19 protein-coding genes are annotated in these 26,891 nt (G+C 51.0%); 11 read left to right on the top strand and 8 right to left on the bottom strand.

The window, feature by feature from the left end; translation table 11 throughout:
* Nucleotides 1–168: 168 nt before the first annotated feature.
* From I0P70_RS05110 to lpdA, 3 genes are all read right to left on the bottom strand, one after another.
* Nucleotides 169–1,281 (bottom strand): acyl-CoA desaturase, encoded by a 1,113-nt coding sequence (locus tag I0P70_RS05110; RefSeq protein ID WP_196115139.1) that lies wholly within the window; start codon nt 1,279–1,281, stop codon nt 169–171.
* Between the two features lie 370 nt (nt 1,282–1,651).
* Nucleotides 1,652–2,404, bottom strand: a complete 753-nt coding sequence (locus I0P70_RS05105; protein WP_196115137.1) for a hypothetical protein — start codon at nt 2,402–2,404, stop codon at nt 1,652–1,654.
* Between the two features lie 140 nt (nt 2,405–2,544).
* On the bottom strand, nt 2,545–3,939 hold the full coding sequence (gene lpdA, locus I0P70_RS05100; protein WP_196115134.1) for a dihydrolipoyl dehydrogenase: 1,395 nt from the start codon (nt 3,937–3,939) through the stop codon (nt 2,545–2,547).
* Between the two features lie 211 nt (nt 3,940–4,150).
* Between lpdA and I0P70_RS05095 the strand changes: the two genes are divergently transcribed.
* Nucleotides 4,151–4,819: a tetratricopeptide repeat protein gene (locus I0P70_RS05095; RefSeq protein WP_196115132.1), complete on the top strand. Its 669-nt coding sequence runs from the start codon at nt 4,151–4,153 to the stop codon at nt 4,817–4,819.
* A 497-nt stretch (nt 4,820–5,316) separates the two neighbouring features.
* On the opposite strand, the gene I0P70_RS05090 is transcribed toward I0P70_RS05095, so the two are convergent.
* Nucleotides 5,317–6,654 carry a peptidoglycan DD-metalloendopeptidase family protein gene (locus tag I0P70_RS05090; protein WP_196115131.1) on the bottom strand — a complete coding sequence of 446 codons (1,338 nt, stop codon included), beginning with the start codon at nt 6,652–6,654 and terminating at the stop codon, nt 5,317–5,319.
* Nucleotides 6,655–6,931: 277 nt separating this feature from the next.
* On the opposite strand from I0P70_RS05090, the gene fabG reads away from it, so the two are divergent.
* The 6 genes from fabG (at nt 6,932) to I0P70_RS05060 (ending at nt 13,524) form a co-directional block, all read left to right on the top strand.
* Entirely contained in the window at nt 6,932–7,678 is a 747-nt protein-coding gene (gene fabG, locus I0P70_RS05085; RefSeq protein ID WP_007652979.1) for a 3-oxoacyl-[acyl-carrier-protein] reductase, read from the top strand.
* Between the two features lie 198 nt (nt 7,679–7,876).
* Entirely contained in the window at nt 7,877–9,958 is a 2,082-nt protein-coding gene (locus I0P70_RS05080) for a vWA domain-containing protein (RefSeq protein ID WP_196115129.1), read from the top strand.
* 16 nt (nt 9,959–9,974) lie between these two features.
* Nucleotides 9,975–10,586: a GNAT family N-acetyltransferase gene (locus I0P70_RS05075; protein WP_196115127.1), complete on the top strand. Its 612-nt coding sequence runs from the start codon at nt 9,975–9,977 to the stop codon at nt 10,584–10,586.
* 277 nt (nt 10,587–10,863) lie between these two features.
* Nucleotides 10,864–11,547: a pseudouridine synthase gene (locus I0P70_RS05070; protein ID WP_196115125.1), complete on the top strand. Its 684-nt coding sequence runs from the start codon at nt 10,864–10,866 to the stop codon at nt 11,545–11,547.
* 117 nt (nt 11,548–11,664) lie between these two features.
* Entirely contained in the window at nt 11,665–12,948 is a 1,284-nt protein-coding gene (locus I0P70_RS05065) for an LVIVD repeat-containing protein (RefSeq protein WP_196115123.1), read from the top strand.
* An 18-nt stretch (nt 12,949–12,966) separates the two neighbouring features.
* Nucleotides 12,967–13,524: a hypothetical protein gene (locus tag I0P70_RS05060; RefSeq protein WP_196115121.1), complete on the top strand. Its 558-nt coding sequence runs from the start codon at nt 12,967–12,969 to the stop codon at nt 13,522–13,524.
* A gap of 1 nt (nt 13,525) precedes the next feature.
* On the opposite strand, the gene I0P70_RS05055 is transcribed toward I0P70_RS05060, so the two are convergent.
* The gene (locus tag I0P70_RS05055) at nt 13,526–14,503 is read right to left on the bottom strand and encodes a YpdA family putative bacillithiol disulfide reductase (RefSeq protein ID WP_196115119.1); all 978 of its coding nucleotides are present in this window, start codon (nt 14,501–14,503) and stop codon (nt 13,526–13,528) included.
* A gap of 201 nt (nt 14,504–14,704) precedes the next feature.
* On the opposite strand from I0P70_RS05055, the gene I0P70_RS05050 reads away from it, so the two are divergent.
* The 3 genes from I0P70_RS05050 (at nt 14,705) to I0P70_RS05040 (ending at nt 19,857) form a co-directional block, all read left to right on the top strand.
* A complete protein-coding gene (locus I0P70_RS05050; RefSeq protein WP_196115117.1) occupies nt 14,705–17,641 on the top strand; it encodes a glycosyl hydrolase in 2,937 nt (978 codons plus the stop codon).
* Nucleotides 17,642–17,846: 205 nt separating this feature from the next.
* Nucleotides 17,847–18,428 carry a hypothetical protein gene (locus I0P70_RS05045; protein ID WP_230392009.1) on the top strand — a complete coding sequence of 194 codons (582 nt, stop codon included), beginning with the start codon at nt 17,847–17,849 and terminating at the stop codon, nt 18,426–18,428.
* 70 nt (nt 18,429–18,498) lie between these two features.
* Entirely contained in the window at nt 18,499–19,857 is a 1,359-nt protein-coding gene (locus I0P70_RS05040) for a M24 family metallopeptidase (RefSeq protein ID WP_196115115.1), read from the top strand.
* A 2-nt stretch (nt 19,858–19,859) separates the two neighbouring features.
* On the opposite strand, the gene I0P70_RS05035 is transcribed toward I0P70_RS05040, so the two are convergent.
* Both I0P70_RS05035 and I0P70_RS05030 read right to left on the bottom strand, forming a co-directional pair.
* Complete coding sequence (locus tag I0P70_RS05035) at nt 19,860–22,271, bottom strand: TonB-dependent siderophore receptor (protein ID WP_196115113.1); 2,412 nt, start codon at nt 22,269–22,271, stop codon at nt 19,860–19,862.
* Between the two features lie 5 nt (nt 22,272–22,276).
* Complete coding sequence (locus tag I0P70_RS05030; RefSeq protein WP_196115110.1) at nt 22,277–22,843, bottom strand: PepSY-associated TM helix domain-containing protein; 567 nt, start codon at nt 22,841–22,843, stop codon at nt 22,277–22,279.
* Between the two features lie 146 nt (nt 22,844–22,989).
* On the opposite strand from I0P70_RS05030, the gene I0P70_RS05025 reads away from it, so the two are divergent.
* Entirely contained in the window at nt 22,990–23,460 is a 471-nt protein-coding gene (locus I0P70_RS05025; RefSeq protein WP_196115108.1) for a hypothetical protein, read from the top strand.
* 152 nt (nt 23,461–23,612) lie between these two features.
* On the opposite strand, the gene I0P70_RS05020 is transcribed toward I0P70_RS05025, so the two are convergent.
* Nucleotides 23,613–26,798, bottom strand: a complete 3,186-nt coding sequence (locus tag I0P70_RS05020) for a glycosyl hydrolase (protein WP_196115106.1) — start codon at nt 26,796–26,798, stop codon at nt 23,613–23,615.
* Between the last annotated feature and the right edge of the window lie 93 nt (nt 26,799–26,891).

Genomic DNA, 26,891 nt, shown 5'->3' with positions numbered 1-26,891 from the left:
CTGCAGGTTATGTGTTTTACACATCCTTAGTTAAATGTTAGTTGCATCCACTCATAAATCCGGATGGAAAAGCTTTCAAATCAAACCCAAAGTGCATTGCTACACAAAGAGGCTGCAAATATAGAGGTGAAACAGGATACTATAAGCGCTTGCTGCTTATTTGATTTTTTAACCGATGGCCTCATTCAGGCCCGGCAGTCTGCCAAAGCGATGCAGTGTGGCAATATGTGAGCGCAGGGCCTGTGCAAAGGTCTTGTTTTCCATATAAGGAACTCCAAACTCTTCGGCCGTTTCTTTCACGATCTCAGCAATGGCCGGGTAGTGCACATGGCACACACGCGGAAAAAGGTGATGCTCGATCTGGAAGTTCAGGCCGCCCACATACCAGGACAGGATCTTGTTATGACGCGAGAAGTTAACAGTGGTGTTCATCTGGTGTATCGCCCAGTCATTCTCAATTACCCCATGCTCGTCTGGCCTAGGGTGACTCGTACCCTCTACGGTATGCGCCAACTGGAACACAACCGTCAGTACGATGCCGGCTACAAAGTGCATCACTAAAAACCCAAGCAGCACCTGCAAAAACGGAATTCCAAAGAAAAGCGTTGGCACAGCGAGAATGATGAAAAAGTAAGTGGCTTTCATAGCTACCAATTTCATAAACCAGTTTCTGTTTTCGGCTGCTGTATTGTTGTTCACACCATTCTTCTTGAAAAGCGAATACTGCACAAAGTCTTTTGCCACCACCCAGTACAGGGTGAGCAATCCATAAAACACAAAGGCATATACCCATTGCAGCTTGTGGAAAAACTTCACCTTGGAATGAGGGTTGAAACGTAGTACCAGCCTGTCCTGAATATCCTCGTCCATCTCCACCACATTGGTGTAGGTATGGTGCAGGATGTTGTGCTGCAGTTTCCAGTTAAAGGCCGAACCACCCACCAGGTTCAGGGTATGGCCCATCAGATCGTTAACCCGCTTGCTATTGGAGAAGGCCCCGTGATTGGCATCATGCATCACACTCATACCTATACCTGCCACACCCAGGCCCATTACGAACCACAGCAGCAGACTAAGTGGAAAAGCTGGTTGAAATACCAGCAGTAACACGAAAGGGAGCAAGTAGGTTAGCAGCAGCACCACACTCTTCACGATCATGGTGGTGTTGGCGGTTTTGGGAATGTTGTTCTCTGTAAAATAGGCGTCTACCCGTTTCCGGAGGGTAGGAAAGAATAGACTTTTGTCTTTGTTGACAAACTTGACTTTGCTCTGCAGCTTCATAGTTTTAAGGTGATGTGTGAAAAATTAGAACTCACACGTAGGGACAAAAGGCAAAGAGAGTGAATCGCGGATACTTATTAAAATGTAATCAGGAGGTTATAAGTTCAGATATCCAACGACTTTCATGTATCTATACCTACTTATATATAAATACTTATTATCTGGCCGAATGCTACATTATACTTGTCGTACACTCCCTACTTAGCTTGCAATTTAGATAAAAAGAACTGGAAAATTATCTTCTCTCGATATATTACAAAAAATATACTTCGCTCGAAAACGCTGGGTATACGACTTAATTTACAAGAAACAGAAAGGCCCGACCGAAAATGCGGCCAGGCCTTTCTACAAGCTAGGCTACCTGCAAAGCCTATACCTGAACCACCGTTCCGAGCTTTATTTTGAAGCGCTTCACACCATCAAAGAGTTCTTCCATCTTCAGTACTTCGTGTGTCTTCTTACTTATCCAAAAGGTGCCGTAATTGGTATCGCTGTAATCTATCCGTAGCATCCAGCAGTCGACAGAGGTGTTGTTGACTGTAAGCAGCTTTTCCGAGCCCGTTACCTTGTAACTGTAGTATTGCGGTGCGGTTTTGCTGCCCGGGTGATAAAAATTAATCAGGTATACCGTGTTCGCCTTCAGTGGCAGGCTTTCGAACGTCTCCATATCCAGCTCCCAGTTGAATGTAGCCGCCTCAGCAGCTATACTGAATCCTTTGAAGCCGTTATTTAATACAGTATCGGCACCGACTACTCTATCTGACTCAAAATTAAAGGCTGCCGTTCCTCTGGCAGAGGTACCTGTATGGAAAACAGGTCTGAAGTCCTTTTCGCAGATAGAGTAAAGTTGCCTGTTGGTGAGGGTGTCTGCCCCTACCCAGTTTTGCTGTATGACCAGCTGTTCCTTACCCGCCACTTTCTCGAAGCTCACATTCCGGGTCCAGAGGCTCTGCTTGAGCACCTTGGGGTTCGCTGGCGTCTGTACAGTAACTAAGTATTGTCTTGTACCTGGTTTTAGTTGCTTTACTTTCAGATGTTTGGATGTGACCCTAAGGGTGTCGGTCTGGGCGCTTGCATAGGCCGTGATGAGTGTGGCAATGGCTAAAAGGAAAATCCTCTTCATAGTTGGTTGGAATTAAGTTATATGATATAGAAGATAGACCCCAAAACGGCACAGAGGGCTGCAAGGAAAGTTAAATTCTACAAAAAAAGAGGCTGACCATATTAGTGGCCAGCCTCTTAATCAGGTTGCTAACTTATAAATTATAAGTGAATTACTTCGTCGTAAGCAGCTGCGGCAGCTTCCATCACGGCTTCGCTCATGGTTGGGTGTGGGTGTACCGACTTGATGATCTCGTGGCCGGTTGTCTCCAGTTTACGGGCTACCACCACCTCAGCGATCATCTCCGTTACGTTGGCACCAATCATATGGGCACCCAGAAACTCACCGTATTTCGCATCAAAGATCACTTTCACGAAACCGTCTTTTGCACCGGCGGCACTTGCCTTGCCAGACGCTGAGAACGGGAACTTGCCTACTTTGATATCCAGACCTTGCTCACGGGCAGCTTTCTCCGTCAGACCAACTGAGGCAATCTCAGGAGAGCAGTATGTACAGCCCGGGATGTTACCGTAGTTCAATGGCTCCGGGTCGTGACCTGTGATGGCCTCCACGCAGATGATACCCTCGGCAGAAGCTACGTGCGCCAGCGCAGGGCCCGGCACGATGTCACCGATCGCATAGATACCGTCCACGTTGGTTTTGTAGTACTCGTCCACAATCACGCGGCCTTTGTCTACTTTTATACCTAGCTCCTCGATACCGATGTTCTCCAGGTTTGTCTGTATACCTACTGCAGAAAGTACAACCTCCGCTTCCAGTGTCTGCTCGCCTTTAGCTGTTTTCACAGTCACTTTACACAGGTCGCCGCTTGTATCCACTGACTCCACAGAAGAATCGGTCATGATATCGATGCCCGACTTGCGGAAAGACTTGGAAAGCTGACGCGATACTTCTTCGTCCTCAACAGGTACGATGTTCGGCAGGTACTCCACGATAGTCACTTTCGTACCCATCGCATTGTAGAAGTAAGCGAACTCCACGCCAATGGCGCCAGAACCTACTACTACCATGCTCTCTGGCTTCCTGTCGAGGGCCATCGCCTGACGGTAGCCGATGATCTTCTTGCCATCGATTGGCAGGTTAGGCAGTTCGCGTGAGCGAGCTCCCGTCGCCAGGATGATGTGATCCGCCTCTACGGTGTCTTTTTTGCCGTCAGCATCTGTCACTTCGATCTTACCTTTGGCTACTACTTTACCAGTACCCATGATGGCGTCGATCTTGTTTTTGCGGAACAGGAACTGAATGCCCTTGCTCATGCCGTCGGCTACACCACGGCTGCGCTTGATCACGGCGTTGAAGTCTACAGACGCCTCACCGATGGTAATGCCGTAGTCAGAGGCGTGGTTGATGTACTCGAAAACGTTTGCGCTCTTAAGCAATGCTTTGGTCGGGATACAGCCCCAGTTCAGGCAGATGCCGCCCAGCGACTCACGCTCGATCACACCTACTTTCAAACCCAGTTGCGACGCACGGATAGCCGCCACATAACCGCCTGGGCCACTACCCAGCACTACTAAATCGTATTTTGATGCCATAGTTTCTCTTTTTAAATGCTGAGCAAAATTAAACGATAATCCCAACTTCACAAAACCACTTCTATTACAGAAGTATCTGCCTCTCAATTAGCACTCTGCAAAGACTTCGCTCGCACTATATTAAGAATTGCTACAAAAAACAGCTGACCTGTTCCGTATTGGTCTGAACTATTGTATTTTGCACCCCATAACATGAGGTAAGCCCTACTGCATGAAAACAATTTTACTGCTCATTATACCTGTACTTTTCGCATTACCGGCTTTTTCGCAGAAGGCCGCCACGCAGCCTGCCCCGCAAAAGACAGCGCTGCAGCACTTTAATGCGGGTAACCAAAAATTTAAGTCGGGTAAGTACACCGAAGCCATCAAGGAATACAGCGAAGTGCTGAAGCAGGAGCCCGAGCATATCGTCACGATGACCAACCGGGGCATTGCCCGCGACCGCATACTGGACTACCGCGGTGCCATTGCTGACTTTGACAAAGCCCTGGCGTTGGATCCTACGCACGTGGAAGCCTGGGTAAGTCGTGGCCTCTCAAAGTATAACCTGCAGGACTACAAAGGTGCACTTGTCGATTTCAACACAGCCGTTTCGATTGATCAGCTGCAGGCCCGCACCTACAACAACCGGGGTCTGGTACGCTACGCCCTCAAAGACTACCGCAGCGCCATCATCGACTATGGCCGCGCCATCACCCTGCAACCTGATTACGCCGAAGCCTATTACAACCGCGGCGCTCCCAGGTATACAAGCGGCGACAAAAGCGGCGCCTGCGAAGACTGGGTAAAAGCCGAGCAGCTTGGCCTGAAAGAAGCGGCGCAGTACCTGCGGGATTATTGTGAGCAGAATTCTACTGCCACTTCAAAATCAGCGAAGTAATCAAATTTATCTCTTTAGGTATGGCGCGAGCGTCCACGCTCGTGACGGGTATGATTGGGCCTCCGGCCCAGGTGTAGCTGATGTGCTATTGCATAGCTGGCTTTTCGCCTGTGCGGCGGGCACTCACTTTTTTCCTTGATGAAAAAAGTAAGCAAAAAAATCAAGACGCTCCAAACTCGCTGAACGCTCAAACAGTGGAGCGTCATTTAGGCGCACATGGCAAAGATGCTTGCTGTGTAGATTCCGTGCGAGTTAGTCTTGCTATACCTGTCAGTGGTGTGTAGTCACTACAACGCTTCTAACTGAGAATTGGTAGTGGCAGCAAGTCCCCCTTTGAAAGGGGCAGGGGGATGACAATCGTTCCCTATTCCCCTCTCCAGAGGGGCAAGGGTGTATTACAAATAGCGTACATTATTAAAAACAAAACATGATAACTCTTTCATAAACAAAAAAGGGACGCTTTGTAGCGTCCCTTTTCTTTTCACATATAATAAACGTTATACCTCGTCTTCATTCAGTTTCTTACTTGTCTGATCTGAAGCTAACAAGTCCTGCTGCTGACCTTTAGGTTCGATCGCCATCAGTTTGCCTTCCAGCTCAGACTTCACTTCTTCAAAAGCAGTTCGGTACTTTTTATCGATTGGATGGGCGGACGGCAGCTGCACTTTCAGGGCATCTACCTGCCTGCCATTTTTCCAAAAGCGGTAGCACAGGTGCGGACCAGTGGCAAGTCCGGTGCTGCCCACATAGCCGATCGTCTGACCTTGGCTAACACGGCTTCCGCGTTTGATGCCTTTCGCAAACTTTGACATGTGCAGGTATTGCGTGGTATAGGTATTGTTGTGCTTGATCTTCACGTAGTAGCCGTTGCCTCGGGTATAGGCGGCCTCCAACACTACGCCATCACCCACTGTTCGGATCGGTGTGCCACGTGGCGCGGCAAAGTCAGTACCGAGGTGTGGCTTGTAGCGCTTCTGCACCGGGTGGAAACGGTTCATGGTAAAGCGGGAACTGATGCGGCTGTATTCCAGTGGCTCTCTCAGGAAAGCTTTCTTGAGGCTCTTGCCATCCTGATCGTAATAACCGGCTTTCTGACCTTCCTGCTCAAACGCAATGGCGTAAAGTGGCTTGCCTTCGTGCTCAAAATAGGCAGCCTTAATCTTGCCGAATCCGATCACGTTGCCGTTTACCTGCTTTTCGTCATAAATAAGCTTAAAGTGGTCGCCGGGCTGCAAACGGCTCAGGTTTAGACGCCATGCATAGATATCCGCAAAGTGGTTTACCAGTTGTGGTGATCCGCCGGCAGCCAGAATAGACTCGAACAGGGAGTGTTCGATAAAACCGGCAATCGCACGTTCCACAACCTCAACTTCGCGCTTCTCCAGGCGAACGTCCAACTCACCGTTGAGGTCATAAATCACATACTCCACCTCATTTGGTTCATAGATAAAATAACGGGCCGTCTGAGCAGAGTCTTGGGCATGCAGAATGATGTAGTTGCGCTTGGCATTGATACGGCGCACGTCAAATACTTCTTTTGATTTGCGGGCTAGCTGGTCGATGGTGACAGGTGAGATGTTGAAGCTGGCCAGGATCTGCGACAGGTTTTCGCCTCTTTCCACAATTCCTTCCATTATTTCGAGTGTGTCGGTGGGGATGCCAAAGATGACCGGGGCTGGTCTTTTGACTGTGACTTCCGGTTCGGGCTCCGGTTCGTCTAATTTTTCTTTTGGCGAAAAATTGAAATTTTTAAAGCTGATTGTTTGCGCTGCCGTGATAAACACGAACAGCGACACCGCGATCAGGATGGCTAGTCCGACACTACGTATGAACATTACAAGGTACCTTTGGTTGGAAGAATGGCACGAAAATATGGTTTAACCGATAGAAATAAAAATCATTTACAATACAATATTCAGATTATAAATATGTTGCAATCCTATTCTAGATACACAATATAGCACCAAAGGCTATTACCAACCCTAAACCCAATTGCACATTAACCTGCCAACTGCAACTTAACAGACTTAAAATCAGAAAATTGAGGCTAATTAAAACTGGAGAATGCGGCGGCTCTTCTGAATAAAAAAATCTTTTATAACTTTGACCCCTATGAAAGCACTAGAAGGAAAAGTAGCCCTTGTAACCGGGGCATCAAAAGGTATAGGTCGCGCCATCGCCGAGAAGCTGGTAGAGATGGGCGCACAGGTAGCATTCACCTACCTCTCAAGCGTTGAAAAAGGCCAGGCCCTGGAGCAGGAACTAACTGCCAACGGCGGCAAAGCCAAAGGTTTCCGTTCTGACGCCTCTGACATGGCGCAGGCCGAGAAGCTGATCGAGGATGTAGTAGCCGAGTTTGGCAAGATCGACATCCTGGTAAACAACGCCGGCATCACCCGCGATGGTCTGCTAATGCGCATGACGGAAGAGCAGTGGGACGCGGTGATCAATACCAACCTGAAATCTGTGTTTGCATTAACAAAAGGTGCCACCAAGCACATGATGCGCGCCAAAAGCGGTTCGATCATCAACATTACATCGGTGGTAGGTATAAAAGGAAACGCCGGACAGGCCAACTATTCTGCTTCTAAAGCGGGTATCATCGGCTTCACGAAGTCTGTGGCGCTGGAGCTCGGCTCCCGCAATATACGCTGCAACGCAGTAGCCCCTGGTTTCATTGAAACAGAAATGACTGGCGAACTTGACCAGAAAGTGGTTGATGAGTGGAGAAAGGCAATTCCATTGAAGCGCGGCGGTTCGCCAGAGGACGTGGCCAATGCCGTAGCCTTCCTGGCATCTGACCAGTCGTCTTACATCTCCGGCCAGGTGCTGCAGGTAGACGGTGGTATGCTGACCTAATAAATAATGAGTAATTAATAATGACGAATGAATAATTGAATAAGTCACCATTATTCATTCGTCATTTTAATTAGACCAATGCTTTAGCGTTTACGTTAGTAGCATTGGTCTTTTTCTTTTATCTTTAATTCTGAAATTATTTGATTCTGTAGAATAAGTACTTCTAAAACTCCTAAACTCTTTAACGCCTAAACTTACTTGGATTCCTTCCGCCTCATAACGACCTATTCTCCCTGGCTGATCCTGGCCTGCCTGGCTGTTGGTGCGCTTTACGCCTGGCTGCTGTATAGCAAGCGAACACCCTGGACTAAGGGTATAAACTATACCTTGGCGGCGGTGCGTTTTGTGGTGGTGAGTTTTCTATGCTTTCTGCTGCTCGGGCCACTGGTGCGCTACGTTAGTAACAGCACCCAGCAGCCCACTATTGTGTTTGCGGTAGATAATTCGCAGTCGGTGGCATTGTTCTCAGACTCGGTACAGCTCCGTCAGGCGCAGCAAGGTTTGCAGGCATTGCGCGACAAGCTGCAGGAGAAAGGTATACAGACCGAAGTGCGTGTGCTGGGAGAATCTGATGCACCGCAGAACTTGGAAGAGCTGCAGTATGAGTCAGAAACCACCAACCTAAGTCAGCTGCTTACGAATGTGCAACGTGATTTTGAGCAGCAGAACCTGGCCGGCGTCGTGTTGCTTTCGGATGGCATCGTGAACCAAGGCACCTCGCCTACCTACGCCAACTACAACTACACTATATACCCGGTAGCTGTGGGTGACACCGTGCCAAAGAAAGATATCGTAATGGCTTCATTGCGCTACAACAAGGTAAATTACAGCGGCAACCGCTTCCCACTGGAGGCAGAGTTGCAGCAGCAGGGCTTTGACGGCGCCACTGTGACGGTACAGCTGAAGGAAAACAAGAAGGTGATTGACCGCAAAACCGTTACCCTGAAGGCTGGTCAGCCACTACAGCAAATACCTTTTCAGGTGATGGCCAGCGGGTTGGGTAAGCGACAGTATGAAGTGGAAGTACTACCGCAGCAAGGCGAGTTTACTGAGCTGAACAATTCCCGCAGTGCATACATTGATGTGGTGAAGGGCAAGATCAAAGTACTGGTAGCCGCCGCTTCTCCTCACCCGGATATCAAGGCGCTCCGAGCTGCCATTGAATCGAATGAGAATTATGAAACGGAGCTGTTTATACCTGGTCTGACTACACTGAAGCAGCAGGACTATGATGTGGCGGTGCTGCACCAATTGCCTGGGCGAACAGCCGGTGGCGAGGCAGCCCTCAACCTGGTGCGTCAGAAGAACTTGCCGGCCCTTTATATCCTCGGTCCGCAGAGCGATATCGGTAATTTCAACCGCCTCAATGTGGGTATCCGCATCAACACGCCAGGACAGTCAGACGAGGTGACCAGCGTGATCAACCCTAGCTTTAGCACCTTCAAAGTAGCGGAAGAGGCTACCGAGCGCCTGCAGCAATACCCCCCTGCTACTGTACCTTACGGCGACTATCAGCTGACACCGAATACGGAAACCGTGCTCTACCAGCAAGTGGGGCGTGTGCGCACAAACAAGCCACTGCTCACCGTGCAGACAGTGGGCGACAAACGCAATGCGGCCCTACTGGCATCGGGTACCTGGCAATGGAGACTTACAGAAACGGCTAATCATGAAAACGCCGCCGTGTACGACAAGCTGATCACCAACCTGGTGCAGCTCCTGACGGCTCCCCGTAACAAGAAGCGCCTCAACGTGTACCCGCAGCTGAACGAGTACAGCAATTCCGACGAAATCAGGTTTGCGGCCGAAGCCTATAACGAAGCCCTCGAGCCGATCTATGGCCAGAACATTACCCTTAAAATACAGGATACGGAAGGAGCTGAAAAATCCTTTGAATTTGCCAACGGCGAGAACCAGTCCGGCGTGAATATTGGCACTTTGCCGGGCGGTCGCTATACCTATACAGCCTCGGCCCGCATCAACGGCTCACTGCAGCAGGACAAGGGCGAGTTTGTAGTAGAGGAGCAGCAGTTGGAAGCGCTGCACGCCGTAGCCGATCATAACCTGCTGTACCAGCTTGGTGCCAATACCGGTTCTAAACTTTACTACCCTGCACAGTTGCAACAACTGGAGCAGGACATCCTGCAGGCCGAGCACAAGGAACTGATCTACAGCTCTGAGTCACTCAACGACCTGGTTGACCTGAAATGGCTGTTCTTTGTGGTTCTCGCATTAGTCTGTGCAGAGTGGTTTGTGCGCAAGTACAATGGGAGTTATTAGTTTTTGATAACGTATTATGACCAATTCAGACTTCCCACATCCCGTTGTTTTGGAGACAGAGCGCCTATACCTAAGCGCACTGACGCCTGCCATCTACCAGCACCTCTTTACAGTCAGCAGCGATGAGGAGATCACCGCATACCTTGGCTTGAAGAATGCAGCTGAACTGGCTGAAGAAAAAGACAAGTTCAGTAAAGGCCTCACCACCTATTTCCATAGCTTCAGGAACTTCAGAATTATTGACAAGCTGACATCTACTGTGCTAGGCCGCTGCGGTTATCATACCTGGATTATGAGTCACCGCCGGGCTGAGGTAGGCTATGTGCTTTTCGACGACAGCTACAAGCAAAAAGGCTACATGACGGAGGCACTGGGGCCCGTTATTGCCTATGGCTTTGAGGAAATGGGCCTGCGCCGCATTGAAGCGATGGCGGCCGACTACAACACCCCCTCCGTCAAGCTGCTCAAGCGGTTTGGGATGCAGTTGGAAGGCGTGATTCGGGAGCATTATGTGGTCGATGGCATTAACGAAGATTCGGTGCTCTACTCCATCATCCGCCCCGACTATGATCGGCTCAAGCCTCTTTGGAACCTGCAGTTCAAAATTCATCAGCCTGAGAAGGTATGAATTGTTGATTTTTAAATTGTTGATGGTTGATTGTTGCTAGTGCATGATTCCCGGTGCACGATTGTCCAGATTACAACCAAATGCCATCAATTTAAGGTTTATTCGTTATTTCGATCGAGGTAAGGGCACCTCTATTTAGGAGAAATCTAAAACAGTCCGTTGCCCTGCAATAATCCAGATCTCTCAAAGCTTTCGGGATGACAGTATAAGCTATATTTTTTACATTTTTAACTCAAAGGACTCTCTAAATCCTCAACTCTTAAACTCCTAAACTCCCTTGAAATACATCATCCTCAACAAGCCCTACGAAGTGCTCACCCAGTTTACGGACGAGGGAGGTCGTACCACGCTTAAAGACTTTGTGCCTGTACCTAACATTTACCCGGTTGGCCGCCTCGACTATGACAGTGAAGGGCTGGTGCTGCTGACCGATGACAAAACCCTGCAGCATCGCCTCTCCGACCCAAAGTTCAAAATCGAAAAAACTTATTGGGTGCAGGTGGATGGTATACCTACCGAGGAGGCGCTGGAGGAATTGCGACGCGGCGTGATGATCAAAAACACGAAAACTGCCCCGGCCAAAGCCAGTCTACTCGAGGAGGAACCACAGGTATGGGGACGCTCCAAACCGATCCGTTTCCGAAAGGACATTCCTACAAGCTGGGTAGAAATCAAGATCTCGCAGGGCATGAACCGGCAGGTGCGTCGCATGACAGCCGCTGTGGGTTACCCGACACTGCGCCTCATTCGCCCTGCCATTGGTCCGCTGAGTCTGGGCGAGTTGCAGCCTGGTGAGTACCGTGAACTAACAGGGGATGAAGCAGACAAATTGAAAAGCCTGATAGCGGGCAGTAGCTTCGGGACTGGCAGCAGACCTAAGCGACCAGACGGCGCCAAAAAAAGTACAGGCGGCAGGCATTATGACAGTCGCAACAATTCCAGCAGGAAGAAAAAATTTTAGGCAGATATTCTTAACACCTTACAACCATTGCTATCCTTTCAGGGTCCTGTAATTAAGGGGCATGTAATAGTACACTACAAAGGCCACTAATTTGGTTTCACATTAAAAAGGACACTTATGAAGAAAGGACCTCTACCCGCTTTACAGCAGGCTATCGCCCTGTTGCTTTTTCTGCCGGCCATGCTGCTAAGTTCCTGCTCCGACGAATGTGAGTCGACCACAACATTTATTGTATACGAACCCGTGTACTTGATGCGGGCAGAGCTGAAAAATGCTGTGAAAGTTACGCCTGCTCAAACCCTCAAAGAACCGGGCAAGATTTATACAAAGGGTCACTACCTTTTCATCAATGAAATAAACAAAGGTATCCACATAATAGACAACGCTATCCCGAGCGCACCGCGTTTCCTCAGCTTTATAGATATTCCGGGCAATCTGGACATGGCGGTGAAAGGCAACATTTTGTATGCTGACAACTACATTGACCTGGTGGCCTTTGACATCAGCAATCCGCTGGATGTTAAATTGGTCAGCCGCGTCGAGAATATTTTCCCGACTTATTTTGGGATGCTGGTAAATGACACCGCAGCCTTTTTCATCTCTGAGTTTGTGGAGACACAGCTGAAACAGCCAGCCGGTACTGACTGCAGTAGCGCTGGCCCCGGGTGGCGCAATGGCTGGATGACTGCTGATGGACGTTCCTTCGCTTCCGCTTCTGTGGCGCAGCCTAGCAACTCTTCCGGCAAAGGCGGCTCGATGGCGAGGTTTACTATTTCAGGGAATCACCTGTATACCGTCAGCAACTCTGACTTGCAGGTGCTCGACATCAGCAACACGGCTAATCCAAAAAAGGGCGAGAAAATCAGCTTGGGTTGGGGCATCGAAACGATCTTCCCTTACGATAACAAGCTGTTCATCGGTTCTACCACAGGTATGCACATCTACGACAACAGCAACCCGGTAAGCCCGGTGCATCTGTCTACTTATGCACACGTCAACAGCTGCGACCCGGTGGTGGTGGAGGGCGATCTGGCCTGGGTAACACTGCGATCTGGCAACGAATGCGCCGGTTTCACGAACCAGCTTGAAGTGATCAACATCAGCAATCCACGCAGTCCACAGCTTATCAAAACCTACCCTATGCAAAACCCGCACGGCTTAGGTATAGACCGCTCGACACTCTTTCTCTGTGAAGGCAAGTATGGTCTGAAGATTTTCGATGCGAAGGATCACCTGAAAGTGAGCGAAAATCTGATTTCTCACTTCAAAGAGCATGATGCCTTTGACGTCATACCGATGGGTAGCAACCTGTTACTGATAGGCCAGGACGGCCTCTACCAGTATGACTACAGCAATCCGAAAGACATCAAGCTGCTCAGCAAGCTGCCCGTATCCCGCTAATCTCTCTATCGCCACTACATGAAATTTCTATACCTGCTCACTCTGTCATTATTTATTTCCGGCTTGGCTCTAGCACAGTCAGAAGAACAGCCTCTGAAGCGTTACATGGGCGCTGTCGAACTCGGCTATCTGTATGGAGACAACAAGCAGCATGATGTCAACAACTTTGTGGCTGCGCCTACAGTGGAGATTTTCAATGGCTACCGCCTGCACCGGCTATTGGCCGTCGGTGCCACGACCGGATTCGATTTTTATGATAACCTGCTGATCACGCCTTTTGCCTTAGGTGTTCGTGGCGAGGCTTTGGACACACGTATCAGCCCGGTCTACAGCATCGATGTTGGGTATGGCTCCGCTTTTCTGAGCCATGAATCTGGTGATGACAGCAAGAAAGGTGGCTGGATGTTTAATCCGGCACTGGGTTTCCGTGTCAGAACAGGCAATAGCACCGCCTATACCTTTGCGGCCGGTTATAAAACCCAAAAGGCAGAAACCGTCAGCTCTTGGGGAAATAGTTTCACAGAGCAAAAGATCACTTTCAAACGCTTATCAGTGCAGTTGGGCTTTATGTTTTAGCCTACTTCGCCACGATATGCTTCACTATTTTCACGGCATGCTCTCGGGAGTTTTCGATAAACCACACATGCGTTTCCATGCCGCCACACACCACACCTGCCAGGTATAGCCCAGGCAGGTTGGTCTCCATTGTTTCGGGATTATGGTAAGGGTGCCGGTAAAAGTCGTCGGATAGTTTCACCCCGATCCTTTCTAGGAAAGCAAAGTTGGGTTGATAGCCCGTCATGGCCATTACGAAATCGTTGGGGATCGTCACTTTGCCTTCCGGCGTCTGTATGTCCACTTCCTGCTCTCGGATCTCAGTCAGACTGGAGTTGAAGTAGGCTTTGATACTGCCCTCCGCGATCCGGTTTTCCAGGTCGGGTTTGATCCAGTACTTGATCCGCCCGAGTTCACCTTCGCGCACCACCATGGTCACGTCAGCTCCTTTGCGCCAGGTTTCTAAGGCCACGTCAGCAGAGGAATTGTTGGCGCCTACCACCACGATCTTCTGTTTGTAGTAATAATGCGGATCGTAGTAATAATGCTTCACTTTAGGCAAATCCTCGCCAGGTATAGCCAACATGTTGGGGATGTCGTAAAAGCCGGTCGCCAGGATAACGTATCGCGACTGGTAACTGCCCTTGCTGGTGTTCGTCAGGTATAGCTCTCCTTCCCTACTTATACCTGTCACCTCTTCGAACAAACGGATGTTCAATTCTCCAATGTCCGCTACCCGTCGGTAATACTCCAGCGCCTCGCTGCGGTTGGGTTTGGGGTGAATCGACGGAAAGGGAAAACCTCCGATCTCCAGCCGGTCGGCGGTAGAGAAGAAGGTCATGTTGAGCGGGTAGTTGAAAAGCGAATTGGTGATGGTGCCTTTCTCGATGATCTGGTAAGAAAGTCCGGCCTTCTTCGCTTCCAGTCCGCAGGCCAACCCGATGGGACCACCGCCCACTATCAGTATATCTAGGGTATTGTTCAATGTGCTATCTCTCATGTACAGGCAACAGCCCGTAGTGCTATAGGTTTATGTGAAGCTAATACGGGATTTAGCCAAAAACAAGTAACAGCCAGTTTGCCATCAGCACGAAAATCGGTTGCGCCATACCTGGTGTTCCTTTTTGTTCCAAAATCCGGTACAATTTCTTAGCTTTAGAAACTCAAATAATCTACTCTAAACTATACCTACATCTACACAATGCAAAAGCGTATACTTTCTGTAGCGCTGCTGGTGGCCCTGAGCGGGGGCGCTGTGCAGGCTCAGAAGAAAGCACCAAAGCAGCCGGCTTCCACACCCGCCAAAGAAAGGCTGCAGGGGTTTGAAAAGCGACAGCAGCTGGAACAGAACTCCCTTGTTAAAAACCTGGCCTTCCGCAATGTGGGCCCTACCGTGCAGAGCGGCCGCATCACTGACCTGGATGTGAACCCGAAAGATCCGACTAATTTCTACGCAGCCTATGCATCGGGCGGACTCTGGAAAACCATGAACAACGGCATCTCCTTTGAGTCCCTCTTCGACAACGAAGCGGTGATGACCATCGGTGACATTGCTGTGGACTGGAACAACAACGAAACGATCTGGATCGGTACCGGCGAGAGTAACTCCAGCCGCTCCTCCTACTCAGGCGTGGGTGTGTACAAGAGCACCGACGGCGGCAAAACCTGGCAGCACATGGGTCTGGATGACACGCATCACATCGGTCGCATCATCCTGCACCCAACTGACCCTAACACCGTTTGGGTAGCTGCGGTTGGACATCTGTACTCACCTAACAAAGACCGGGGTATCTATAAAACCACTGACGGCGGCAAGACCTGGAAGAAGACCCTGTACATCGACGATAACACAGGAGCGATTGACCTGGTGATCGATCCGAAAAATCCTAACAACCTGTATACGGCCATGTGGCACCGCGAGCGCCGCGCCTGGGATTTTGTGGAAGGCGGCAAGACCTCCGGCATCCATAAGTCAACAGACGGTGGCAACACCTGGACTCGTGTGAGCACCGAGGGCAGCGGCTTCCCGACTTCTGCTGGCGTAGGCCGTATCGGTCTCGACATCCACCCGGGCAACCCGAACATCATTTACGCTTTCCTGGACAACCAGGAGCTGTGCCAGGTAGAAAAGAAGGAACCGAAAGCAGGCGAGCTGCAGAAAGATCAGTTCAAGGGCATGACGACTGAGGCTTTCCTGGCCCTGAACGAAAAAGACCTGAACAGCTTCCTCGACAACAACCGCTTCCCAGCCAAGTATACCGCCAAAACGGTTAAGGCCGACGTGAAGAGCGGTAAAATCAAGCCGGCTGCCCTAGCCGCATACCTGGAAGACCCGTTAGCGGTGACCACAGAAGCTCCGGTGAAAGGTGCTGAGCTATACCGCTCCGACGACGCTGGCAAGACCTGGAAGAAGACGCACGAGAAGCCAATCGACGACATGTACTCGAGCTACGGTTACTACTTCGGTGTGGTACGTGTAGCGCCGCACAACCCTGACAAGGTATACCTGCTCGGTGTGCCGCTTTTGACCTCAGACGACGGAGGCAAGACCTTCCGCAACATTGAGGGCGACAACGTGCACTCCGATCATCAGGCCCTATGGGTGAGCCCTGACAAACCAGGCTACGTGATCAACGGCAACGACGGTGGCCTGAACATCACCTACGACGACGGCAAAACCTGGGCGATTGCCAACTCTCCTTCGGTAGGGCAGTTCTACGCCGTGGCCGTGGATATGGAGAAGCCTTACAACATTTATGGCGGCTTGCAGGACAACGGTACATGGTACGGTCCTAGCAACTACAAGGCCAGCTCTGCCTGGACCCAGAACGGCCGCTACCCATACCAGCGCCTAGGCGGGGGTGACGGCATGATGGTGCAGGTGGATTTCCGTGACAACAACACGGTATACCTGGGTTCGCAGTACGGCAACTATGCCCGCGTAGACAAGCGTACCGGCCAGCGTGTTTCTGTGAAGCCAACGCATGAACTGGGTGAAACGCCGCTCCGCTTCAACTGGGAAAGCCCGATCCACTTGAGCCGCCACAACCAGGACATCCTATACTTCGGCTCCAATAAATTCCACCGCTCCATGAAGAAGGGCGAAGAGATGCAGACCCTTTCCGGCGACCTGACCAACGGTGGTCTGAAAGGTGACGTTGGCTTCGGTACCCTAACAAGCATCGATGAGTCGCCGCTGAAATTCGGTCTGCTCTACACAGGCTCCGATGATGGCGCGATCCATGTATCCAAAGACGGTGGCTATAACTGGGAGAATATCGGCAAGAAACTGCCACAAAATATGTGGGTATCAACTGTAGTAGCCTCTAACCACGCTGAGAACCGCGTGTATACTTCACTCAACGGTTACCGTTGGGATGACTTCACGCCATACCTATACGTGTCGGAAGATAACGGTAAAAAGTGGGAGCGCCTGGGCACAAACCTGCCAGCAGAGGCTATCAACGTGGTAAAGGAAGACCCGAAGAACCCGGACCTGCTTTACGTAGGCACCGACCATGGCTTGTACATCTCAATGGACCGAGGCAAGACCTTCATGCAGATGCGCAACGGCATGCCAGCTGTGTCAGTGCACGATGTGGTGGTACACCCACGTGACAACGATTTGATTGTGGGTACGCACGGCCGTTCCATCTATATTGCCAACGTAGAACACCTGCAGCAGCTTACACCGGAGATTAAGAATCAGAAGCTGCACCTGTTCGCCTTCCAGCCAACCAACTACAACCCGCGCTGGGGACAGTCGTGGGGTGCCTGGGGTGAGCCAGCAGAATCTTCCCTAGAAATTCCATTCTACACGGCACAGGCTGGCACTACGACCATCCGCATCAAAACCGATAAAGGACAGGTGCTGAAGGAAATGAAGGACGAGAACGAGCGTGGTCTGAACTATGTGAGCTACAACTTCTCGGTAGACGAAGCCAATGCCAAAGCCTACGAAACGGCCCTGAACGGCAGCAAGAAAGATGGTGAAGAAGCCGTAAAAGTAGAATCTGCTAACAACAAAGTGATCTACTTGCAGCCAGGTAAGTACATCGTGGAAGTAGAAACGGCCGATGGTGGCAAGGCTACTTCTGAGTTTACTTTGAAAGCGCAGGAAAGAAGAGCAAGAAGTTAATTCTGAAAATTACTATACCTATTGCAAAGGCAGCTCCTATAGGGCTGCCTTTGTCTTTTTATACATAAAGTTTTAAGCCCCAATTTTAGATCAGCACTTAAACTGGCACATATATTGTCGTAAAAAATTATACAATATTTCATATATTGAATACAAATCCTCTTGCATTATTTTCATCTCTAACGCTTACCTAAAATCCCAGCTTATGAAAACCAAACTTATACTCTTCGCACTTCTCTTCACCTCCTCCTTCACTGCAATGGCACAGAACAAATGGACTCCCAAAGTTGGTTATGGTACCGTGTATGCCGGCAACGGCGACATTCCTGGGCACTGGTTCATAGGTGGTATGCAAACGCAAATCTCGAATCGCTCCGGCTTTGAGATACTGGCAACAGGCACATACATTGAGCAGACCCGTCGCTGGGGCCAGGGGTATGAGACCTTTCAAAAGTCGAATGGCGTAGCGCTTGAAGGGTTGTATAACCTGTTCATCAATGCTGGCCCTGTCCAGATTTACCCGGCTGCAGGCCCGGTGCTCAGGTATGCCAGCGAACGGGAGTTGTACGGGCTTTCCATTCAGTATAATGGGCAGGGTGGCATCACAGACTTCGAGCCCGAAATGCGCTCTAGAAATGGTTTGCAGGCAGGCTATGCGTTGGCGCTGAACCTGGATATAAAGGCAACACAGCATCTCACTTTCGGATTGAGAGGCTCCGTGCAAAGTTTCCACACCGGTCAGCGACTGGCGGCTGTAGGTGTCACCATTAAAAACAGGAGGTGGTAAGAAGTCAGTTACTACAGCTCATGTCTGCACAATTCTCTTATCTTTGTTAACGCCCTAATGCAGAACATCTATGAGAAAGCTTTTACCTCTCCTTCTATTCCTGAGCCTGGCAGTGCCTGCTTTCGCACAGCAGATGCATGCCATTTTACCCCTAAAAGAGCAGGCCATCCTCGAAGACAAAATACTACAGGAACGACTCGACAACCTGTTGCCCACTCTGATGCGCAAACAAGGTATAGACATGTGGCTGGTCATTGCGCGGGAGTACAACGAAGACCCGGTGATCAAAACCATGTTGCCCGCTACCTGGTTGGCAGCCCGACGCAGGACGATCCTGCTCTTCTTTGACAATGGCAGAACAGTGGAACGCCTGGCCGTAGCACGTTACGATATCGGGAATCTGTTTAAAGGCGCCTGGAATCCGGAAGAGGAGCCTGATCAGTGGAAGCGTCTCGCTACGCTCATTGCCGAGCGCAATCCAAAAAAGATCGGACTGAATTTCTCCTCTCATTTTGGGCACGCCGACGGCCTGGTGAAAACGGAATATGAAGGACTGGTAGTCTCCCTGCCCAAGGCATTTCAAAAACGTGTAGTGTCGGCGGAAAAACTGGCGGTGGACTGGCTGCAGGTGCGCACTGAAACGGAACTGGAGCTGTATGAACAAATCAGCCAGATCGGGCACAGTATTATTGCGGAAGGTTTCTCGGAGAAGGTAATCAAGCCTGGCACGACTACGACTGATGATGTGGTGTGGTGGTTTCGGGAGCGCATTGCGGAACTGAAACTGGAAGCCTGGTTTCACCCGACTGTGGATGTACAGCGTGCCAACCCGGGAGCGGGTGACTCGGAACGCTCTTTTGCAGAGCGTCCGGCGCAGGAGGTTATCCAGTACGGTGATCTGGTGCACTGCGACCTCGGTATCACTTATCTCCGCCTCAACACCGATGTACAGCAGTTAGCCTATGTACTAAAACCCGGAGAAACCGAAGCCCCGCTATACCTGAAAAATGCACTCGCCACCGGCAACCGTCTGCAGGACATCCTCACCTCACACATGAAGCCAGGCAGAACTGGCAATGAAGTACTGAAAGCGACATTGGCACAGGCAAAGCAGGAGAATATTGTGGCTAGCATCTACTCGCACCCCATTGGCTACCATGGTCACGGGGCTGGTCCCGCCATCGGTATGTGGGACAAACAGGGAGGTGCGCCCGGAACAGGTGATTACCCGCTGCAGCATAACACGGCTTACGCCATCGAACTTAATGCAAAAGTAACGCTGCCAGAGTGGAAAGATAAAGAGATTCGGGTGATGCTGGAAGAGCAGGCGGTGCTTACTCCCGCTGGCATCCGCTACATCAATGGACGCCAAAAAGAATTGCTACTGATTCCGAGACAAGGTAAGGTAGTTAATTACCTGCAGCAATAGGCTTAAATAGTAGCCCGCACAGACAGCACAAAGTTTCTGCCCGGAGCGGCTATACCTGAGGAATAAGGCCGGTAACGCTTGTCGGTGATGTTCTCTATCCCTCCACTCAGCGACAGGTGCCGGTTCAGTTGGTAGAGCACCTTCAGGTTGAGCGTAGTCCAGGCCGGGCTGTAAGGACTCCCGTTTTCATCACTAGCATACAGGTAAGCTTTGTCCTGCTCTTCGGGTGCCAGCTGGCTATACCTGATCGCTCCATTATACACGGCGTATAGATCTGCCTTGAAACGGTTGCGGCTATAGGTCAACCGGGTTGTTCCGAAAGCAGGGGCGGCATGGCGCAAGGGAGCTTCTGTTCCATTATCCAGTTCTTCCCGCCCACGCTGCACGCTATACCTGGAGGTGAGACCAAAACCAGCCGGTAATTTCAGTTCTATACCTGCCTGTACACCCCACACCCTGGCGAAGGCGGCATTTTGAATTGCCTGCATTTGGCTCAGTTCTCCCTCATATTCGATGCTGTTGTTGCCGTTTAAGGTATAGTCTCGTCGCACCAGCGCATCCTGTAGATAGGTATAGAAAGCAGTCGCATCCAATTTGAGTACCTCTCCGAATGTTTTAGCAAATCCCAGGTCCGCATTGTAGGCGTACTCCGGTTTCAGGTCCGGGTTCGGCACTACAACCAGCCCCGGCGCGGAATCGAAAATCTTACCGATGTCGTCCACATTCGGGGAGCGAAAACCCGTGGATAAGTTAGTACTCAGCTGCCAGCTTGGCTGCGGGCTATACACCATACCTGCGCTTCCGGTCACAGCCCCTTTGTTTATATCGGCGGAAGCGAAAGGGAGATCATAGAAACTCTTGTCGAAAGCTGCATGCAGTAAAACATGGTTATACCTGGCACCGGTAAGCACCGTAAATTGCTCGCCAGCCTTAAAGCGGTATGTCAGGAAAGCGGCGTAGGAGCTCCAGTCAGCCCCGTCCGGATACCGGGACGAGCCAGGCACCGAACTACCCGTGCTGGTATTCTCGTCTGTGCCAGTGGAGTTCACTTTATTATAGATCGCCTCCAGACCATAAAACAGGTGGTGCCGCCGGTCTAGTGCCTTTTCAAAGTCAAGATTGGCGGAGTAGGCATTAACTTTTTCGAATCGGTCATACCGGACCGGCTTGCCAAAGTCGCGGTTGTGACGACTTTCCTCAAAAAGCTGATGCGCCAAGGTGATGTTCACTTGATCAAACAGCATGTTGCTAGACTGGTGCGTTGCCTGCAGGTTGTTCATCAACCATACCTGCGGACCGTAGTACCACTCCGCCGAGCGCAGTCTGCCATTTCGGTACAGGATCAGGCGGTCGTAGCGGGGCACATCGGAGGTGGTGGAGTAATGGAAACCGTACCGCAATTCCCATTTGTTGCTGGGCCTATACCTGATCTTCTGCATCAGGTTCAACTGGTCGTAGCCCGTGTACACCTGTCGCTCCGGATCAGAATTAGTAATCACTTCATCCTGTCCATTGTGGCTGCGCACATACTCTTTCCACAGGTAATCATCCGGCCCATTTGATCCCATTGTCAGGTCGCCGTAATCGCTGAAGGTTGCGCTGGTCAGGAAAGCCCATTTTTTCAGGCTGTAACTTAGATCGAGGTGGCCGGTTTTCTCGTAGTTGGCTGAAGACCATCGAACGGCAGCGCTGCCTTTGATCAACGGTGATGCGTCTGCCGAAAACTTCGGTGATAAGGTATAGAAGTTCATCACGCCGCCAATGGCATCGCTGCCGTACATGACGGAGCCCGGTCCGAACATCACTTCTGTTTTTTCTGTGGCGAAAGGATCAAGGGAAATAACATTCTGCAGATTGCCGCTCCGGAAAATGGCCGTGTTCATGCGCACACCGTCCACGGCAAGCAATACCCGATTAGTTGCAAATCCGCGGATCATAGGGCTTCCGCCTCCACCCTGACTTTTCTGGATAAATACCTCCCCTGCCTGCCCCAGCATGTCGGCGGCAGTCTGCGGTTGCTGCAGCAGCACATCTTTGGGCTTGATGGTGCTCACGCGCTGCGGCACTTCCTTGGCGTCCTGCTGCCATCGGGTAGCCGAAACCACCACGGTGCGCAGGGAAATGTTGTTTTCGCGCAGGTATAGCTGAAAGCCCTTCCGTTCTAGTTGCCCGTAAGACAAGATTTTCTGATCATAACCCACCAAGCGGACCACCAGACTATCGAGGCCTTTGAACGAACTGATGTCTACCTGCCCTTTACTGTCAGTAAAGCTGATTTGGTCGGAACGTTTGCTGTAAAGCTGCACCATCTCTAGGGGCTGATGCGTGACCTGATCTTTCACGGTCAGGATTTGCCCGAACGTGGGAGTGTTGAGCAAGCACAGCCATCCCATCAAATGCAGGAGCTTTTTCATGCAGTTTACTCGCTCTTGATCTTTCTGATCTGTTTTGGATAAAACCACAGGAAGAACCCTGTGATAGAGAGGAACAGTAGTCCAAATCCCAGCACATTCATTGAAATCAACTTAAAGAAATCACTGATGATGGAGCCATCGTGCACTTTCTCGATCCAGTCAGAATGGCGGCGTGCCACGGAGAGCACTTTGCCGGTGCTGGCATCCAGCTGCACTTCCCAGCTTCCTTCCTTGAAAATAGTCTTGACGATGCCTTTGTCCAGCCTAGCCTCTATGCGGTCAATAGGGTTGTTGTCGATTGCCGCTGCCGAGTCCAGGCCGGCGAGCGAACGTGCTGACAGTTCGGCCAACGGCAGCCATTGTTGCAGGTCTGTGCTGGCTCCTTTTTGAGTAGGCGGCTGCAGCAGGTCCACGTCTTTTTTCCAGCCCAGCAGTATACCTGTTATACTGCTTATCAGGATAAACACGCCCAGAATCAGCCCCAGGTAGCGGTGATACACCCGGAAATTACGCAGCCGTTCGGCAAGCGTTTTTATTTTCTGTTTTACAAGGGTGGCAGTACTGGTACTCACGTAGATAGATCAGAATAGGTATGAAAGCCCAATATCCAACAATTGCGGCAGATAAACAATGTGGCGACACCAGTCTTTAAAGTTTAGATACTAATTGCAACCATTCCCCGTTTTAGAGACTCTTACGGTTGAAAAACTATACTACTATGATTAAACTTTTCTATCCACTCCTGGCCCTGGCGCTCTTTACGCAATGCCAACAGGACGAGTCCTATGAAACCACGGAGTTCAAAAAAGATACCGACGACCTGAAGTTCGGTCAGGAGGCGCTCCTGCAGCAGTACGGGCAAATTACGTTGTACGGCGAGGAAGTGCCCCGCCGCCTGATCGTGGCTTTGAAAAGTATTGAAGACTCCCGCTGCCCCACCGATGTTAATTGCGTGACAGCAGGCAATGCCAGTGTTGCGCTGCGGGCCTCCAACAGTCAGGGCGTGAATGAAAATATCACACTCTGCATTGGAGACTGCGGTACGGAGGCAGCCAGAGAAACCCATACCGTAGAAGCTGCAGTTGGCGATGTCAGTTACAAATTCACCCTAAAAGATGTGAAGCCATACCCTGGCCAGGCACACGAAGGCGAAGTGCAAAAAGCACAATTGGTGGTGGAGAAGCAATAGGTCCTTCAGCTATACCTGACTCCGGCACCTATACCTGTCATTTGAGAATAGCGCATCCTGCTTTTTAACAACATCAGTTTGCAACACGAACAAAATAGAAAGCCCTGCCATTCCTGGCAGGGCTTTCGTTATTTATAGGTACAGGCTATACCTTACAAAGATCCTGTTGCCGGAGCCGCTTCTGCTTTCTTCACCGAGATCGCATCTACACCTTTTTCCTTCACCAGTCTGTTCAGTGCTGGCACATCCTGTGTTTGTACCTGCTTAAACAGATTAAGCTGCTCGTCGATCTGGGCAGTGATTTCCTTTTTGAAAGCATAAGCCTGATCAGTCGGACGGAAGTCGCCAGTGCTCACCTGCCCCACCAGGTTCGCCAGTTTGTTGTTCAGGCGAATCGGGAAGTTGAGCGGGTCCTGACCGCTTCGGTTCTTCGTCTGGTACAGCGCCTCTTCAATGGCCGTGATTTTTTTGTCGATCGCGGTGGCAGACTCTACCACGTCTTTGTAGTTCTTCTGTCCTTTCAGGTTGCCTTTGAGCGTGTTGAGCTGTGCCCGCATGGTGCGGATGTCTTTGATCGCATCATGCGTTTCGGTCAGTTTATCGCGCACCTCGGTCAGGAAGTTGAACTGCGCCGCCCTGTCTTCCGGTGTGGCTTTGGTGCGCGGATCTGGCAGAATTGTGAAGGCTGTTTCCTGGCTCTCTTTGTTCACCATCAGCTTGGCTTTGTAGTTTCCAGGTATAGCCTTAGGTCCCTGCAGGCCACCCCCCCACAGGATGATGCCCTCGAAACGGCTGGCCTCCGGGTAGCGCATGTCCCACACGTAGCGGTTCATACCTTCCTTCACGGCCAACTGGTCCTTTTTCTCTTTCGCATTACTGGCATAGCTGCGAATCAGCTTACCGTTTTGATCCATGATCTCTAACTGCACTACGGTAGCAGAATCCGGTTTCTGTGGCAGGTAATAGTGCACCATTACACCGCCCGGGTGGTTTTCGCCGGCAGTCTTGGAAAGGCCCCGGTTACCGCCGTCCATTTTGTAAGTATCCAGCGGCTGGTACAGGTGGAACTTGCTCTTCGCTATACCTTCCTTTAGCTGGTGCAGTGGCGTTAAATCGTCAATAATCCAGAAGCTTCGGCCCTGCGTAGCGGCAATCAGGTTGTCGTTTTTGATGGTCAGGTCCGTGATCGGCACAATCGGCAGGTTCAGCTGGAACGGCTGCCAGCTCTGTCCGTCGTTGAACGACACATACATGCCATACTCCGTACCGGCGTACAGCAAGCCATTTCGTTTCGGATCGGCGCGCACCACACGGGTGAAGTGGTGCCCAGGTATACCGGTCGTGATCTTTGTCCAGGTCTTGCCATAGTCGGTTGTCTTGTACAGGTATGGGCTGAAGTCGCCGGACTTGTACATAGTAGCAGCCACATAAGCGGCACCCTTTTGAGTCGGATGCGCCTCAATGCTGTTGATCTGAATCCATTCCGGCATACCCTTTGGCTGCACTTTGGTCCAGCTCTTGCCATTGTCGCGCGTCACGTGGATCAGGCCATCATCCGAACCAGTCCAGATCACGCCCGGCTCTACCGGTGACTCGTTAATGGCGAAGATGGTGCCGTAGTACTCCACACTGGTATTGTCTTTGGTGATCGGTCCACCAGACGGTCCTAATTTGGTTGAGTCATTGCGGGTCAGGTCCGGGCTGATAGTTTCCCAGGACTGCCCTTCGTTGTAGGTCACATGCACGTGGTTGGAGGTGGTGTAGAGTTTCTTCGGGTCGTTGGGCGAAAACATGATCGGGAAATTCCACTGGAAACGGTACTTCATGCCTTCGGCGCCATGCCCCATCGGATTGTCCGGCCAAACGTTGATTACCCTTTCCTGCCCATTGCTGTGGTCCACACGTGACAAAAAACCGCCGTAGTTACCGCCGTACACAATCTCCGGATTCTCCGGATTCACGGCCAAATGCGCACTCTCTGAACCGGCTGTTTCTTCCCAATCATCTTCCGTAATCCCCCAACCAGCAGAGCGGTGACTGATACGTACCGTAGAATTATCCTGCTGCGCACCATAAATGCGGTACGGGAAGTGGTTGTCGGTCACGACGCGGTAAAACTGTCCGGTCGGCTGGTTGTTCATCGTACTCCAGTTCATGCCGCCGTCCGAGGTTACCTGCGCCCCGCCGTCGTCGGCAATCACCATACGCGACGGATTCTCAGGAGCGATCCAGAGGTCGTGGTGATCAGCGTGACCGGCGTAGGCGGATGTAAAGGTTTTGCCACCGTCCTTGCTGCGGTGATAAGCCACGTTCAGCACGTATACCACGTCCTCGTCTTTCGGGTCGGCATATACGCGGGTATAATACCAGGCCCGCTGACGCAGATTGCGGTCATCGTTCATCTTCTTCCAGGTCAGGCCGCTGTCGTCGGAACGGAACAGACCGCCTTCATCGGCTTCCACCATCGCAAACACACGGTTGGAGTTAACCGGTGATACTGTCACACCAATGATGCCCAGTGTACCTTTTGGCAGACCTTCGTTTTTTGAGATATCTTTCCAGGTGTCACCGCCGTCGGTACTTTTCCAGATGCCGGAGCCCGGTCCGCCGGAAGACAGACTATACGGGCTGCGGCGCACGTTCCAGGTAGTGGCGTACAGGTGACGCGGGTTGTTCGGATCGATGATCAGGTCAACGGCACCAGCATCTTTGTTGGCAAACAAGGTCTTCTTCCAGGTTTTGCCACCGTCCGTGCTTTTGAACACGCCCCGTTCTTCGTGCGACTTGTACAGGTCACCCATCACAGCCACATATACAATATCCGGATTTGTCGGGTGAATGCGAATGCGGCCGATATGCTTCGAATCCTTCAGGCCGATCTGCTCCCAGGTCTTGCCGGCGTCTACGGAGCGCCACATCCCATGCCCCGATGACACGTTACCGCGCACCGTCTTCTCCCCTTCGCCTACATAGATCACATTCGGGTCAGCTTCGCTTACCGCCACGGCACCGATGGACCCACCGAAGAAGCCGTCGGAAATGTTCTCCCAAGTAGAGCCGCCATCGGTGGTGCGCCATACGCCGCCACCCACGGTGCCCATGTAGTAAAGGTTTGGTTTACCGGGCACGCCTGTCACGGTAGCGGAACGTCCGCCCCGGAAAGGGCCGATGGAGCGCCAGGTCATGCCATTATATAGCTTGGCTTCGTAAGGGGCAGCTGCTTCTTTTTGTTTGCTTGTGCGTGGCTTCTGTTTCTGGGCCACCGCCTCCGGCGACGACATGGTCAGTGCCAGCAGCAGACAAGCCGTTGTGCCAGTTCTAAGAAAGGTGCTTTTCATGTAAAGGTGAGCGAAAAGGTTTTGGATCAGTTTGTTTGAACTTCTGATTTATAAAAGTTTAGCTAAAAAAGCAAACGGACTCGCTGTAGCAAC

Origin of the sequence: Pontibacter sp. FD36 (assembly GCF_015686655.1) — a bacterium.
In the GTDB taxonomy this organism is placed as follows: Bacteria; Bacteroidota; Bacteroidia; order Cytophagales; family Hymenobacteraceae; genus Pontibacter.
The sequence above is the reverse complement of the archived record's forward strand: the minus strand, read 5'-3'. Positions and strand labels throughout refer to the sequence as shown.